The sequence below is a fragment of the Streptomyces sp. NPDC045026 genome (genome assembly GCF_056432625.1).
In genome coordinates this window covers 57,996-73,115 of sequence record NZ_JBWKIS010000016.1, presented here as the reverse complement: position 1 = coordinate 73,115, position 15,120 = coordinate 57,996, and the positions used below count along the sequence as shown (strand labels likewise).

General features: G+C 71.7%; 11 protein-coding genes. 9 read left to right on the top strand and 2 right to left on the bottom strand.

Features of this window, described 5'->3' with window-relative positions; genetic code table 11:
* The first annotated feature begins 3 nt into the window (after nucleotides 1-3).
* From AC07EJ_RS29095 to AC07EJ_RS29075, 5 genes are all read left to right on the top strand, one after another.
* Nucleotides 4-1,890 (top strand): NAD(P)H-dependent oxidoreductase subunit E, encoded by a 1,887-nt coding sequence (locus AC07EJ_RS29095; RefSeq protein WP_478885363.1) that lies wholly within the window; start codon nucleotides 4-6, stop codon nucleotides 1,888-1,890.
* Nucleotides 1,887-2,747 (top strand): 2Fe-2S iron-sulfur cluster-binding protein, encoded by an 861-nt coding sequence (locus AC07EJ_RS29090; protein WP_393583394.1) that lies wholly within the window; start codon nucleotides 1,887-1,889, stop codon nucleotides 2,745-2,747. The genes AC07EJ_RS29095 and AC07EJ_RS29090 overlap by 4 nt, the downstream gene beginning before the upstream one ends.
* Nucleotides 2,748-2,754: 7 nt before the next feature.
* Nucleotides 2,755-3,603: a formate dehydrogenase accessory sulfurtransferase FdhD gene (gene fdhD / locus AC07EJ_RS29085; RefSeq protein ID WP_478885362.1), complete on the top strand. Its 849-nt coding sequence runs from the start codon at nucleotides 2,755-2,757 to the stop codon at nucleotides 3,601-3,603.
* A gap of 247 nt (nucleotides 3,604-3,850) precedes the next feature.
* Nucleotides 3,851-5,785, top strand: coding sequence for an exo-alpha-sialidase (locus AC07EJ_RS29080; protein ID WP_478885361.1), 1,935 nt, complete (start codon nucleotides 3,851-3,853; stop codon nucleotides 5,783-5,785).
* 9 nt (nucleotides 5,786-5,794) lie between these two features.
* Nucleotides 5,795-7,045: a hypothetical protein gene (locus tag AC07EJ_RS29075; RefSeq protein WP_478885360.1), complete on the top strand. Its 1,251-nt coding sequence runs from the start codon at nucleotides 5,795-5,797 to the stop codon at nucleotides 7,043-7,045.
* Here the strand turns inward: AC07EJ_RS29075 and AC07EJ_RS29070 are convergent.
* Nucleotides 6,981-7,994 (bottom strand): bile acid:sodium symporter family protein, encoded by a 1,014-nt coding sequence (locus AC07EJ_RS29070; RefSeq protein WP_389483204.1) that lies wholly within the window; start codon nucleotides 7,992-7,994, stop codon nucleotides 6,981-6,983. The two genes, AC07EJ_RS29075 and AC07EJ_RS29070, sit on opposite strands and share 65 nt — an antisense overlap.
* 159 nt (nucleotides 7,995-8,153) lie before the next feature.
* Here AC07EJ_RS29070 and AC07EJ_RS29065 point away from each other — a divergent pair, with 159 nt between their 5' ends.
* Nucleotides 8,154-9,023 (top strand): LysR substrate-binding domain-containing protein, encoded by an 870-nt coding sequence (locus AC07EJ_RS29065; RefSeq protein ID WP_389482992.1) that lies wholly within the window; start codon nucleotides 8,154-8,156, stop codon nucleotides 9,021-9,023.
* Between the two features lie 8 nt (nucleotides 9,024-9,031).
* Here AC07EJ_RS29065 and AC07EJ_RS29060 read toward each other — a convergent pair whose 3' ends face one another.
* A complete protein-coding gene (locus tag AC07EJ_RS29060; protein ID WP_389482994.1) occupies nucleotides 9,032-10,006 on the bottom strand; it encodes an Lrp/AsnC family transcriptional regulator in 975 nt (324 codons plus the stop codon).
* A gap of 123 nt (nucleotides 10,007-10,129) precedes the next feature.
* Between AC07EJ_RS29060 and AC07EJ_RS29055 the strand changes: the two genes are divergently transcribed.
* From AC07EJ_RS29055 to AC07EJ_RS29045, 3 genes are all read left to right on the top strand, one after another.
* Nucleotides 10,130-11,677, top strand: coding sequence for an MFS transporter (locus tag AC07EJ_RS29055; protein WP_478885359.1), 1,548 nt, complete (start codon nucleotides 10,130-10,132; stop codon nucleotides 11,675-11,677).
* Between the two features lie 203 nt (nucleotides 11,678-11,880).
* On the top strand, nucleotides 11,881-13,707 hold the full coding sequence (locus tag AC07EJ_RS29050) for an AMP-dependent synthetase/ligase (protein WP_389482999.1): 1,827 nt from the start codon (nucleotides 11,881-11,883) through the stop codon (nucleotides 13,705-13,707).
* A 155-nt stretch (nucleotides 13,708-13,862) separates the two neighbouring features.
* Nucleotides 13,863-15,119 (top strand): ABC transporter substrate-binding protein, encoded by a 1,257-nt coding sequence (locus tag AC07EJ_RS29045; RefSeq protein ID WP_389483002.1) that lies wholly within the window; start codon nucleotides 13,863-13,865, stop codon nucleotides 15,117-15,119.
* The last annotated feature ends 1 nt before the right edge of the window (nucleotide 15,120 follow it).

The following is a 15,120-nucleotide window of genomic DNA, read 5'->3' as shown; positions in this document are numbered from 1 at the left end:
GACATGGATCTGCACTTCGGTGACAGCAAGCCCACCGACGAGGAACGCGAGGCGGTCGACGCGCTGCTCGGACCGCCGGGCTCGGCGTGGGAAGCGCCCTTCGGTGACTCGACGGTCCGTTCGGACGCGGATCTGCGCTGGGCGCGCGGCGGACGTGCGGCGCGGGAGCGGCGGGACCTGCTGTTGCCGGGGTTGCACGCGGTCAACGACCGGATCGGCTGGATCAGCGAGGGTGCCCTCGACTATCTGTGCCGGCGGCTGACGGTGCCGCCGGCGGAGGCGTACGGGGTGGCGACGTTCTACTCGATGTTCTCCGTGAAGCCGCGCCCGGCGACCGTGCTGCACGTGTGCACGGACGTGGCCTGCGCGGCGGCCGGCTCCGCCGAGCTCTGCGCGGCGGTGGAGGGGCGGCTCGGGCCCGGGAGCGGGGTTTCGGTCGAGCGGAGTCCTTGTCTGGGGCTGTGCGAGCGGGCTCCGGCTGCGCTGGTGGTGCGGGCGGGTTCGGGAGCGGGCGCGGGTTCGGGCGCGCCTCTTGAGCCCGGCGCCGAGAAGCCCTACGCGACCGCCGTCATAGCCCCCGCCACCCCCGAGTCCGCCGTCCTCGCCGCCTCCGCCCCGGAGGCCGCCGAGCCCGAACCGCCCGCCTCCCTCGCCGTCCCGCAGGCCGGGCAACCCGGGCTCACCCTGCTGCGCCGCATCGGCGTCGTGGACCCGTCCTCGCTGGACGACTACCGGTCCCACGGCGGATACGCCGCCCTGCGCCGGGCGTTCGCGCTCGGGCCCGCCGGGGTGATCCGGGAGGTGACCGACGCGGGCCTCGTCGGGCGCGGCGGAGCGGCCTTCCCCACCGGCGTGAAGTGGAAGGCCACCGCCTCGCAGCCGGACCGTCCGCACTACCTGGTGTGCAACGCCGACGAGTCCGAGCCCGGCACCTTCAAGGACCGGGTCCTGATGGAAGGGGACCCGTACTCGCTCATCGAGGCCATGACGATCGCCGGGTACGCGGTCGGCGCCCACCAGGGGTACCTGTATCTGCGCGGTGAATACCCGCGCGCGCTCAGGCTGCTGAGCAACGCCGTCGCGCAGGCACGCGCCCGCGGGCTGCTCGGCGACGACGTGCTCGGTCAGGGCTACGCCTTCGACATCGAGATCCGGCGGGGCGCGGGCGCGTACATCTGCGGCGAGGAGACCGCGCTCTTCAACTCCATCGAGGGCTACCGCGGCGAGCCGCGCTCCAAGCCGCCCTTCCCCGTGGAGAAGGGCCTGTTCGGGAAGCCGACGGCCGAGAACAACGTCGAGACCCTCGTGAACGTGCTGCCGATCCTGACCATGGGTGCCGAGGCGTACGCGGCGATCGGCACGGAGAAGTCGACCGGGCCGAAGCTGTTCTGCGTGTCCGGGAGCGTCGGGCGGCCCGGGATCTACGAGCTGCCGTTCGGCGCGACGCTCGGCGAACTGCTCGACCTGGCGGGGAAGCCGGAGAACCTGCGGGCCGTACTGCTCGGCGGCGCCGCGGGCGGCTTCGTGCGCGCCGACGAGATGGACATCCCGCTCACGTTCGAGGGGACGCGCGCGGCCGGCACGACGCTAGGCTCGGGCGTCGTCCTCGCCGTCGACGACACCGTGCCGCTGCCCCGCATCCTGCTGCGGATCGCCGAGTTCTTCCGCGACGAGTCGTGCGGGCAGTGCGTGCCGTGCCGGGTGGGCACGGTGCGGCAGGAGGAGGCGCTGCACCGGATCGCCGAGCGGACGGGTGCGGCGGCCGCGGGGGACATCGCGCTGCTCAGGGAGGTGGGGCGGGCCATGCGGGACGCCTCGATCTGCGGTCTGGGGCAGACCGCGTGGAACGCCGTGGAATCCGCCATCGACCGCCTGGGGGCGTACGAATGACCGCCATACCGCTGGGAGTGCCGCGCCGCCTCGTCGAGTTCACGCTGGACGGGCAGGAGGCGCGGGTGCCCGAGGGGTCGACGATCCTGGACGCCTGCCGGGCCGCCGGCAAGGACATCCCGACGCTGTGCCAGGGCGACACCCTCACCCCGAAGAACGCGTGCCGGGTGTGCGTCGTCGAGGTCGAGGGCGCCCGCACCCTCGCTCCGGCGTGCTCGCGCCGGGCCGAGGCGGGGATGGAGGTGCGCACGGACACGGAGCGCGCCCGGCACAGCCGCAAGGTCGTCCTCGAACTGCTCGCCTCGTCCGTGAACCTGTCGACAACGCCGCGCGCCGCCGAATGGATCAAGGAGTACGAGGCCGAGCCCGACCGGTTCGGCCCGGACGCGGCACGCGTGGACGAGGAGCCGCGCGTCGACAACGACCTGTACGTCCGGGACTACGACAAGTGCATCCTCTGCTACAAGTGCGTCGACGCGTGCGGCGACCAGTGGCAGAACACGTTCGCCATCTCGGTCGTGGGGCGCGGCTTCGACGCCAGGATCGCCGTCGAGCACGACGCGCCGCTGACGGACTCGGCGTGCGTGTACTGCGGCAACTGCATCGAGGTGTGCCCGACGGGCGCGCTGTCCTTCAAGTCGGAATTCGACATGCGGGCGGCGGGCACCTGGAACGAGACGGAGCAGACGGAGACGACGACCGTGTGCGCGTACTGCGGCGTGGGCTGCAACCTCACGCTCCATGTGCAGGACAATGAGATCGTCAAGGTCACCTCGCCGCACGACAACCCGGTGACCCACGGCAACCTCTGCATCAAGGGCCGCTTCGGCTATCAGCACGTACAGAACCGGGACTGATCGACACATGGGACGAGTCACGGAACGACGCAAGGTGCTCCGCATCCGGGACGGGCAGGTCTCCAGCAGGCCCGACACGCTCGTGGCGGAGGAGCCTTTGGAGATCCGGCTCAATGGCAAGCCCCTCGCCATCACGATGCGCACTCCGGGCGACGACTTCGCGCTCGCGGCGGGGTTCCTGGTCAGCGAGGGCGTCCTCGGCGCGGGGGACGAGCTGCAGAGCATCGTGTACTGCGCCGGTGCGACGGAGGACGGTTCCAACACGTACAACGTCGTCGACGTGCGCACCGCTCCCGGTCTGGTGCTGCCCGACATCACGCTCGAACGCAATGTGTACACGACGTCGTCCTGCGGCCTGTGCGGGAAGGCGAGCCTGGACGCCGTCCGTACGACGACCCGGTTCGCGATCGACGACACTCCCCCGGTCCGGATCGAGCCCTCGCTCCTGGCGAGCCTCCCCGACCGGCTGCGCGAGGCCCAGCGGGTCTTCGACCGGACCGGGGGTCTGCACGCCGCGGCGCTGTTCTCGGAAGCCGGAGAACTGCTCGACATCCGCGAGGACGTGGGCCGGCACAACGCGGTGGACAAGATCGTCGGACGCGCCCTCCAGAACGGCACGCTTCCGCTGTCCCGCGCGATCCTGCTCGTCTCGGGCCGCGCCTCCTTCGAGCTCGCGCAGAAGGCGGTGATGGCGGGCATACCGGTCCTCGCGGCCGTGTCCGCGCCGTCGTCACTCGCGGTCGACCTGGCCGCGGAGAGCGGCCTCACCCTGGTCGGCTTCCTGCGCGGGCCCAACATGAACGTGTACGCGGGCGAACACCGCATAGCCCTGCGGGCCACGGCCGCCCAGGGCTGACCGGTTTCCCCGCGGCACGGCGACGGGGCCCGGATCCGGCGGGGAGCGCCCCCTGCGCCGGCCGGGCCCCACGCGCCGGTGCCATCCCGGCCAGGTCTCACTGATCCCCTGATGCACGGTGCTTGTGGCGTGCCGAGCGTCCCAAGTAGCGTCTGTGACCCGGACATTGGACGTGGGATGTCTGGATGTCCAGACGCATGAGCCGTGACATCAGCCTTGACATGAGCCGTTGAAGGGTGGCAGCACCATGCCGTCAAGTCTCCGCGTACGTCTGAGATCCCTGGGCACATCCGTCGTCGCGCTGCTCGCCGTCGCCGCGGGAGCTGCGCTGCCCGCGCAGGCCGCCGAACCGGCTGACGCGACACAAGCGACACGAGCGACACAGGCAACCGCGGCCCAAGCGGCCCGAGCAGCCTCGACGCAACCGCCGTTCGAGCAGCAGGTCCTCTTCAAGGCTTCCCAGGATCCCGGGTATGCCTGCTACCGAATTCCGGCCGTCGTGAAGACGAAGCAGGGGACGCTGCTCGCCTTCGCCGAGGGGCGCACGAACGACTGTTCCGACGCGGGCGACGTAGACATCGTCGTCAAGCGGTCCGAGGACGGGGGCCGCACCTGGAGCCCGCTCCAGGTCGTCAACGAGGGCGCCGGTGACACGCACGGCAACCCCGCCCCGGTGGTCGACCTCAGGACGGGCCGCATCGTGCTCGCGGAGACGTACAACACCGGCCGCACGGACGGAAAGAACTGCGACATTCCCTGCGACCGCACCCCGCACCTCCAGTACAGCGACGACGACGGCCGCACCTGGTCGGCGCCGCGCGACCTGAGCGACGAGATCCTGCCGAAGGACTGGAACTCCTGGTACGCGACCGGGCCCGTGCACGGCCTGCAGCTCACCCAGGGGCGCCACCGCGGCCGGCTCGTCTTCACCGTCAACGCCGAGTCCTGGAACGGCAGTCGCGTCACCGCGAACCACGCCGCGCTCATGGTCAGCGACGACGGCGGCAGGCACTGGCGGGTCGGCGCGAAGGACGCGTGGCCGATCGCGGACGACGGCACCTTCCGGCAGAAGCCGTCCGAGATGACGGTGGCCGAACTGCCCGGCGGCACCCTGTACGTGTCGGGGCGCGAGCAGGACGGCACCGACCTCGGCCACCGCACGCACACATGGAGCCGGGACGGCGGCGACTCGTTCACGCGGCGCTTCACGGCGATCCCCGACCTCTACACCCCCCAGGTGCAGGGTTCGGTCCTGCGCACCGGGAACCGGCTGCTCCTCGCCTGCCCCGGCGACCCCGACCGACGCCGGACGATGACCATCCGTTCCTCCTACGACGGCGGGCGGACCTGGGACAGCTTCGACCGCTCGACCGTGGTGACGACCGACTGGTCCGGCTACTCGGACCTCGTGCAGGCGACCCACGACCAGGTGGGCCTCATGTACGAGGGCGGCGCGGTCGACGCGCGCGACGAGATCCGCTTCGCGCGCTTCACCCAGGACTGGCTGACGCCGCGCAGGGGCGCCGACCCGACGACGCAGGACCGGGCCCGCAACGCGCGGGACGCGTCAGTGCTGGGCGGCGCCTCCCCGACCGCCGGCCGCTTCGGCGGGGCGCTCTCCTTCGACGGGACGGACGACGCGGTACGGCTCCCGTACAGCGACCGACTGCCGCTCGGGACGAAGGACTTCACCGCGTCGCTGTGGTTCCGCTACTCCGCCACGACCGGTGAGCAGCCGCTGCTGTGGATGGGCGGGATCGGCACCACGCAGCCGCAGGTGTGGCTGCGCGCCGAGCCCGCGAGCAACCGCATCACGGGCCTGATCACCACGCGGGACGGCGCCGCGGCCCCGCGGTCCGCGTCGGTGCGCACCACGGGCGCCTACAACGACGGCCAGTGGCACCACGCCGTACTGCGACGGGGTGGCGGACAGCTGACGCTCACCGTCGACGGGACGTCGGTCAGCGCGCCCGACGTGCCGGGCTCCGTCAGCCGTAACTCGCCGTTCGGCGTGCACGTGGGCGAACGGATGGACAGTCGGGCGCACTTCACCGGCGCGATCGACGAAGTCCGGGTCCAGGACCGGGCGTTGAGCGACGAGGAGCTCAACGCCCCGGTCACCACTGTGACCCCGGACACCGTCCTGTGGCTGCCCATGGACCGGGTGCGCGGGGGCCACTAACGTCCCAGCGTGCCCGCGGACAAGGAGGCGGTGCGCCGCACGGGCCTGGGAGCGGGTCTCGGCCTGCTGCTCGCCCTGGTGTGCGCCGCCGCCCTGCTGACCGCCCTTCCGGACGACGACCGGGAGGGCGGTCGCCCGTGCGCGGCGCGCGGCGTCGCCTCGTGGTCCGCCGACCCCGGCCTCACGGGCGCGTTCGCCCGCTACGGCGACGACGCGTCGCGGGGCGACGACTGGACGGGCGGCGACGGCACGCACTCGGTGCGGCTCCCGGACGGGCGGGTCCTGTGGCTGTTCTCCGACACCTATCTGGGACAGGTGCACGCGCCGCCCAACCCGGCGGGCCAGCCCTACGCCTGGCGCGACATCTCTGCGCCGTTCGTGCGCAACTCGGCCGTGGTGATGGGCCGTTCGGGAGCCCTGGAGCGCACGCTCCCGGCGCCCCTGTTTCCTGACCCGGCGCCGCAGCAGTGGCGCTGGCCGGTCGCGGCCCGCGTCGAGCCCCGCTCCCCCGGCTCCGCCGAGCGGGTCGTCCGCGCCCTGCTGTGGACCCGTACGACGGGGACGGGCCCCTGGATCTACGGCATGCCCGCCGCCACCGAGGTCGCCACGCTCTCCCTGCCCGGCCTGCGCGTCGAGAGCGTCACCACGGTCCTCGACCAGCGCGGCGTGCCGGACCCGGCGCGGCGCGTCCTGTTCGGCACGACGGCCGTCGACCGGGGCGGATGGACGTACGTGTTCGGCGGTGACGACGGGCAGGGGGCCACGCGCCACGCCTATGTCGCCCGCGTGCCGCGCGGCCGGCTCGGCGAGCCGGGGGCGTGGCGGTACTGGGACGGCTCGCGCTGGACGCGCACCGCCCGGCCGCGTGCGGTCCTCGGCGACGGTGAACGCCGGGGAGTCGGCAGCGCGTTCACCGTGGTGCGCGACGGCGGTACGTACGTCCTGTTCACGATGGCCGCCGGGACCGCGGGCCTGACCCGCGTCACCTCTTACTGGGCGTGTGCGCCGACCGGGCCCTGGCACGGTCCCGCGAAGGGTTTCGAGGCGCCGCTGCCGCGGGACGGGGCGCTCGGGCAGGGCACGGCCGCGTACAACCCGCAGGCGCACCCCGCGCTCGGCGGCGGTGACGGGCGCCTGCTGCTCAGCTACGACGTCAACTGGCTGGACGCGGCGCCCGCGACCGCGCAGGCGCAGGTCAGCCGGAACGTGTCGCTGTACCGGCCGCGGTTCGTGGCGCTGCGGCTCGCTCGTCCGCGCTGACCTGCTCCAGGGGGTCGCGTGCCCGGCGCTTGGCGATCACCGCGCACACCATGAGCTGCATCTGGTGGAACAGCATCAGCGGCAGCACGGCGAGGGACGCGTGCGCCCCGAACAGGACGCTCGCCATGGGCAGTCCGGCCGCCAGGGACTTCTTCGATCCGGCGAACTGGATCGCGATGCTGTCCGCGCGCGCGAAGCCGAGCGCCTTGCCGCCGTACCAGGTGACCGCCAGCATCACGGCGAGCAGCACCGCCTCGACGGCGAGGAGCCCGCCCAGGCGCACGGCGCTGACCTGGTGCCAGATGCCCTGGACCATGCCCTCGCTGAACGCGGTGTAGACGACGAGCAGGATCGAGCCGCGGTCGACGTAGCTCAGGACCTTCTTGTGCCGCGTGATGAAGGAGCCGACCCAGCGGCGCAGGAACTGCCCGGCGAGGAACGGCACGAGCAGCTGGAGCACGATCTTGACGAGGGAGTCCGCGGAGAATCCGCCGCCGCTGTTGCCGAGCAGCCCGGCCGCGAGCAGCGGCGTGATGACGATGCCGGCGAGCGAGGAGAAGGAGCCCGCGCAGATCGCCGCGGGCACGTTGCCGCGGGCCATGGAGGTGAAGGCGATCGACGACTGGATCGTCGAGGGGACGAGGGTGAGGAAGAGGAGTCCGTCGTAGAGGGACGGAGTGAGGACCACGGGGACGAGGCCACGGGCCGCGAGGCCGAGGAGCGGGAAGACGACGAACGTGGCGGCGAGGACGGTCACGTGGAGCCGCCAGTGCCTGAGCCCGTCGAGGGCCTCGCGGGTCGACAGGCGCGCCCCGTAGAGGAAGAAGAGGAACGCGACGGCGGTGGTCGAGGCGCCGGACGCGACGTCGGCCGCGCCGCCGCGCGCGGGCAGGAGCGCCGCGAGGCCCACCGTCCCTATGAGCGCCAGGATGTAGGGGTCGACCGGCATCCAGGACGGCCAAGTCAGGCGTTTCACGGGTTGCATGTTCCTTGCTGTCGGTTCAGGTCGTGCCCTCTCCATCGTCCTCTTGATCACCGCAATCGGGAATCCTGCACACCGCACTGACTGTCATCACGTCTCGCGATGGGCGCGGGTAGGGTCGGGGACATGTACGACCCCTCGCAGCTGCGGACGTTCCTCGCGGTGGCCCAGACGCTCAGCTTCACGCAGGCCGCCCGCCGCCTCGGCCTGCGCCAGTCCACGGTGAGCCAGCATGTGCGGCGCCTGGAGGACGCCACGGGGCGGACGCTGTTCACGCGGGACACCCACTCCGTGGAGCTCACGGAGGACGGCGAGGCGATGCTCGGCTTCGCGCGCCGGATCCTGGAGGTGCACGAGCAGGCGTCGGCGTTCTTCGCGGGCACGCGGCTGCGCGGACGGCTGCGCTTCGGGGCGTCGGAGGACTTCGTCCTGACCCGGCTGACCGAGATCCTGGAGGCGTTCCGGCACGACCACCCCGAGGTGGACCTGGAGCTGACGGTCGAGCTGTCCGGCACGCTGCACGAGCAGCTCGACGCGGGCAAGCTCGACCTGGTCCTCGCCAAGCGGCGGCCGGAGGACCCGCGCGGCGAGTCCGTGTGGCACGACCGGCTGGTGTGGATCGGCACGGAGCGGCTGCGCCTGGACCCGGACCGTCCGGTGCCGCTCATCGTGTACCCGCCGCCGGGCATCTCGCGCGCCCTGGCCCTCGAAGCCCTGGAGCGGCACGGCCGCGCCTGGCGCGTGGCCTGCACCAGCGGCAGCCTCAACGGCCTGATCGCGGCGGCCAGGGCGGGCCTCGGCGTGATGGCGCACTCGCGCGGCCTGATCCCGCCCGGCCTGGTCCGCGTACCGGAGCGGGCGGGGCTGCCGGAGCTGGGCGAGGTGGACTTCGTGCTGCTGCACGGGCCGCGGCACGGCAGCGGGCAGGGCGACGCGGCGCAGGCGCTGGCCCAGGCGATCCTCGACGGCGGCGACCGGCTGCACCGCAACCGCTAGCAGGGGCGCTAGCGAATGGGCGGCTGGTACGTGAGCTGCTTGACCCGTCGCATGAACGGCGACGTCTCCACGTGCTGGACGCCTTCGAGCCGGCCGAGCTTGCCGCTGATGTACGCGTACAGGTCAGCGGTGTCCCGGGTCACGGCGGTGACGACCAGGTTCGAGGGGCCGGCGGTCGCGGCGGCGTAGGCGATCTCCCGGTGCTCGGCGAGTGCACGGCCCACGGTGTCGAGAGAGGCGGGGGCCGCGGTGATCCAGAGGACGGCGGCGTTGGTGTAGCCGAGGCGTGCGCTGTCGTACTCGATGTCGATGTAGAGGGACCCCGAGGCGATGAGCTGGTCGAGGCGCCGTTTCACGGCCGACTCCGAACGGCCCGTGGCGCGCTGGAGTTCGGGGTACCCGGCGCGGCCGTCGCGTTTGAGTACGGCGGTCAGGGGCGCGTCGTCGGGGGTGATGGGGACGGGGTCCCCGGTGGGCTGCGGAGGCGGGCCGAGCGCCGCGACCTGGTCCGCGGTGAGCGGCCCGTGCTTGACGAGCCAGCCGGCCGGCCCGCCGAAGAAGCGGTGCAGCATCTGCAGGGCGCGGATCTCGACGATGTGCGGGGTGCGCGGCAGCTTGCCGAGCAGCAGGTCGTCGTGGTCGCCCTGGGTGCGCGGGACGATCATGCAGACGACTTCCGTGCCGCCCGAGGTGAGGCCGATCCAGGTGGTGTCGGGCCGGCGGGCCAGGGCGGTGGCGATGGCCTCGGCACCTTCGGGGGCGCAGCGCAGGCGCAGCATCCAGTGGTCGCGGCCGAGCCGCAGGCTGTCCTGGAGTCCGACGACCCGCAGGCCGCCCTCGGCGACGAGCTTGCGGTAGCGGCGGGCAACGGTCTGGTCGGAGACGCCGAGGACGGCCGCGATCCGGCTGAAGGGGGCGCGGCCGTCGACCTCGAGGGCCTGGAGCAGTTTCAGGTCCAGATCGTCGAAGGGAGGGGATTCCATCGGTCTGTGCGCTCCTGATGTCGGATTCCTTCGATCCCAGGCCGCTGATCGCCGGGATCCGCCGTGCGCGGCCCATCGTACGAGCCTGACATCGGTAAGGCATCGGGCGAGGAGCTGTTGAGGATGCGTACATGGGGACCGCTGACCGCGGTCTGTCTGGGAACGTTCATGCTGCTGCTGGACGTGACGATCGTCGTCGTGGCGCTGCCCGACATGGCGCGCAGCCTGCACGCGTCGCTGAGCGATCTGCAGTGGGTGATGGACGGCTACGCGCTGGCTCTCGCCGCGCTGCTGCTCGGCATGGGGGCTGCCGCCGACATACTCGGGCGGCGCCGGGTGCATGTGGCGGGCGTGGCGCTGTTCGCGGTGGCGTCGCTGGGCTGCGGTCTCGCGAGCGGGCCGGGGATGCTCGTGGCGGCACGGATGGTGCAGGGGGTGGGCGCCGCGGCGATGTTCGCGACGACGCTTCCGCTGCTCGGCTCCGTCTACCAGGGCAAGCGGCGCTCGGCGGCACTCGGGGTGTGGGGAGCGGTGAGCGGCGGCGCGGCCGCGATCGGCCCCGTGCTCGGCGGGGTGATGACGGAGGGTCCCGGCTGGCGGTGGATCTTCTGGATCAATCTGCCGGTGAGCGTGGTGTCGGTGTGGCTGACGCTGCGGGTGGTGCCCGAGTCGCGGGGGCCGCGGGGGCGGCGGGTCGACTGGGCGGGCACTGCGGCGTTCGCGTGCTTCGCGGGGGCGGCGACGTACGGGGTCGTACGGGCCGGATCGCAGGGGTGGACGTCGGCCGGGACCACGGCCGCGTTCCTGGTGGCGGCGCTCGCGCTGGTCGCGTTCGTCGTGGTCGAGCGGCGCAGCGCACATCCGCTGCTCGACTTGGCCCTGCTGCGCAAGCCGGCGTTCGTCGGGGTGATGGCGGGGGCGCTCGCGTTCAACGGCGCCGCGTTCGGCGTCGTCCCCTACACCTCGATCTGGCTGCAGACCCTGCTCGGCATGAGCCCCGTCCACGGCGGCCTGGTCTTCCTGACGATGTCGGGCGCCTCGGTCGTGGTGGCGGTCATCGGCGGGCGGCTGCTGCACGGGGTGCCGGCCCGGTTCACCATCGGCGGCGGCCTCATCCTGATCGCGGCCGGGCTGTTCTGTCAGGCGGTCCTCGACCCGGGCTCGACGTGGACGGCACTCGTGCCCGGCCTCGTACTGGTCGGCGTCGGGACCGGGTTCGTCTCGCCCGGGATCGCGGGCGCCGCGCTCGCAGCGGTGGAGCCGGAGCGCGCGGGCATGGCGGGCGGCGCGGTGAACACGTTCCGGCAGCTCGGCTACGCGCTCGCGGTGGCGGTCCTCGGCACCGTTCTGACGTCGACGATGCAGCACTCCCTGTCGCACGGCGCCGCGCACACGCTCGCCGGCGGCGGGGCGCGGGCCCTGGACGGGGTGGTCCCGGAACACACGCTGCGGGTGGCCTTCGCGTCGGGACTGAACACGGCGTCCGTGGTCGCGGGCTGTGCGGCGCTCGTCGCCGGGTTGCTGGTCCTTGCGCTGGTGAGGGCGCCGCGGGCGTCCCACCGTCCGCCGGGGGCGACCGCCGTCGCGGCCACCGATGCCGGTCGTGGACCGTCCGTGGAGAAATCGGAAGCGACCAGTCCGCCCAAAAAGCCCGCAGCGGACCCCCGGTAACCGCTCCGTACAGATTCCGTGGAGATTACGCCACCGAAACTTACTGAACCGTAAGAATTCTGTCCCGCGCTTCCCCTTGTGGCCGTATTTCACCGGCTGACCAGTGCATATTCCGCGCGCTCCGGCCCATATGGACCCCTCCCGCCGGGGCGCGCGGTGGGGTACCGTCACCGGCGCTGTGCGGAGCGCCACAAGGAGCAACATTGCGCGAGTTCACCAATCCTCCTCTGGCGTCGGCGCCGCCGGTGGGCGGCCTGGCCGACGCCGTGTTCGACCATGCCCTCGAAGATCCGCTGCGCGTCGCACTCGGCCGCAAGGACGACGAGGGCCGCTGGTTCGACGTGACTGCCGCCGAGTTCCGTGACGAAGTCCTCGGGCTCGCCAAGGGGCTGCTGGCCCAGGGCGTCCGCTTCGGCGACCGCGTCGCGATCATGTCGAGGACCCGCTACGAGTGGACCCTCTTCGACTTCGCGCTGTGGACGATCGGCGCCCAGGTCGTGCCGATCTACCCCACCGCCTCCGCCGAGCAGGTCTTCTGGACCCTGCACGACGCCCAGGTGTCGGCCGCGATGGTGGAGCACGAGGACCACGCGATGACGATCGCCACCGTCATCGACCGTCTGCCCACGCTCAGCCGGATGTGGCAGCTGGACTCCGATCCCGTGCCCCGACTCATCGAGTCCGGCGCCCACATCGACGACGAGGTGGTGCACCGCCACCGGCGCGCCGTCACCCCCGACTCCGTCGCCACGATCATCTACACCTCGGGCACCACGGGCCGCCCCAAGGGCTGCGTCATCAGCCACTCGAACTTCATGTTCGAGTCGGACACGATGGTCAGCCGCTGGGAGCCGGTGTTCCACTCCAAGCGCGGCGACGAGGCCTCGACCCTGCTGTTCCTGCCGCTCGCGCACGTCTTCGGGCGCATGGTGCAGATCGCCACGATCCGCGGCGGTGTGAAGCTCGGCCACCAGCCGCAGCTCAATGCGGCGGCGCTGCTGCCCGACCTGCAGTCGTTCCGCCCGACGTTCATCCTCGCCGTGCCGTACATCTTCGAGAAGGTCTTCAACGCGGCCCGCCGCAAGGCCGAGAAGGACGGCAAGTCGGGGCCGTTCGACAAGGCCGTCGAGTGCGCCGTCAAGTACGCGGACGCACAGGAGGCCAAGGCGTTCGGCACCGGCCCCGGACCGTCCGCGTCGCTGCGCATGCAACACTCGATCTTCGACAAGCTCGTCTACTCCAAGGTCCGCGAGGCGATGGGCGGCCGCGTGCGGCACGCGATGTCGGGCGGCTCGGGGATGGACCGCCGCCTCGGCCTGTTCTTCGCGGGCGCCGGCGTCACGATCTACGAGGGCTACGGGCTCACCGAGTCCACGGCCGCGGCGACCGCGAACCCGCCGGAGCAGACCCGCTACGGCACGGTCGGCCAGGCCATCCCCGGCACGACGGTCCACATCGCCGACGACGGCGAGGTCTGGCTGTACGGCGGCAACGTGTTCCAGGGGTACCTCAACGACCCGAAGGCCACCGACGCCACCCTGCACGACGGCTGGCTGGCCACCGGCGACCTCGGCGCGCTCGACGAGGACGGCTACCTGACGATCACCGGCCGCAAGAAGGAGATCCTGGTGACCTCCGGCGGCAAGAGCGTCTCGCCGCAGCAGCTGGAGGAGCGCGTGCGCGACCACCCGCTGGTCGCGCAGTGCATCGTCGTCGGCAACGACCGCCCGTACATCGCGGCGCTCGTCACGCTGGAGGCCGAGGCCGTCGAGCACTGGCTGAACATGCGGGGCAAGCCGCCACTGAAGCCCGCCCAGCTGGTCCACGACCCGGACCTGGAGACCGAGGTGCGCAGGGCCGTCGTGGCGGCCAACACCCTGGTCTCGCAGGCCGAGTCGATCCGTACGTTCCGGATACTGGCCTACCAGTTCACGGAGGAGCACGGGCTGCTCACGCCGTCCCTGAAGCTGAAGCGGAAGGCGATCGAGACGGCGTACTCGGAGGAGGTCGAGGCGCTGTACCGGGGCTGATGCCGCGCCGGTACGTTCCCGACGGTAACCCCGCCACCAGGCCCTGACCCGGCCGCGAATCGTTTCTGACGGTTCATCAATTACCGATGCGTCAGTTATTGACGGTTCATCAGGTCGCACACAGAATCACCCTCACCCGACGGAGGGGGCCCATCGTGTCGCGAACTGTCCGCGCCATCACCGCCACTGTGGCGGCACTGCTGCTCGCCACCGCCTGCAACTCCGCGGCCACCGGCAACTCCCCCGACAGCAAGGGGAGTTCGGCACGCGGAGTAAGTGACGACGCCATCAAGGTCGGCGGCATCGTCTCCATGACGACCGCCAGCGGCTACAGCAAGAAGGACACCGACCTCGGCGCGAAGGCCCGCTTCGCGCGCGCCAACGCGGAGGGCGGGATCAACGGCAGGAAGATCGACTACCTGGGTGCGGAGGACGACGGCCAGGACCCGGCCAAGAACCTCGCCGCGGCCCGCAAACTCGTCCAGCAGGACAAGGTGTTCGCGATCTCCCCGATGAGCTCGGTCACCTTCTCCGGCGCCGACTTCCTCCAGAAGCAGAAGGTGCCCACGTTCGGCTGGGGCACACTCCCGTCCTTCTGCGGACCCACCTACATCTACGGCTTCGGCGGCTGCATGGTCCCGATGCCCGGCGGCACCATCTCGCAGACCTGGCCCGAGGGCCTCAAGCAGGTCACGCACGGCGCGAAGGGCAAGACGGTCGCCATCCTCGCCAACGACAACGACGCGGGCACCTTCGCCATCCGCACCTACAAGCAGAGCTTCGCGTCCGCCGGATACAAGGTCACCTACGCCAAGTCGTCCGTCCCCGCGACCTCGGTGCCGAGCGACTGGTCGGCTTACACGAAGGAGATCCTGCGCAGTGACGGCGGCAAGGCGCCCGACATCGTCGTCTCCGTCATGCAGACCCCGTACAACATCGGCCTGTTCACCGCCGTCAAGCGCGGCGGGTACCACGGCGTCCTCACCGACCCGACCGACTACGACCCGGGGCTGCTCGCCAAGAGCGCGACGAAGGAGGCGCTCGACGGGGTGCACATCCTGCTGACCTTCGAGCCGTTCGAGTCGCACACGGCGGCGATGAAGCAGTTCAAGGCCGACATCAAGAAGGCATCGGGCGGGAAGGAAGTGCCGCTCAACATGCACATGATGACCGGCTACATGTCCGCCGACCTGTTCCTCTCCATCGCGCAGAAGGCCGGCCGGGACCTCACCGTCGCCTCCTTCCAGAAGGCCGCGGACGGGTTCTCCGACACCGGCACCATGGTCGGCGACCGCGCCCTGCCCAAGGGGCAGCGGGAGTCCTTCGGCTGCGGTGCCCTCGTCCAGCTCAAGAACGGCGCGTACCGCGTCTCGTCACCCTTCAAGTGCTACGAGCCCATCCCGTTCAAGTAGG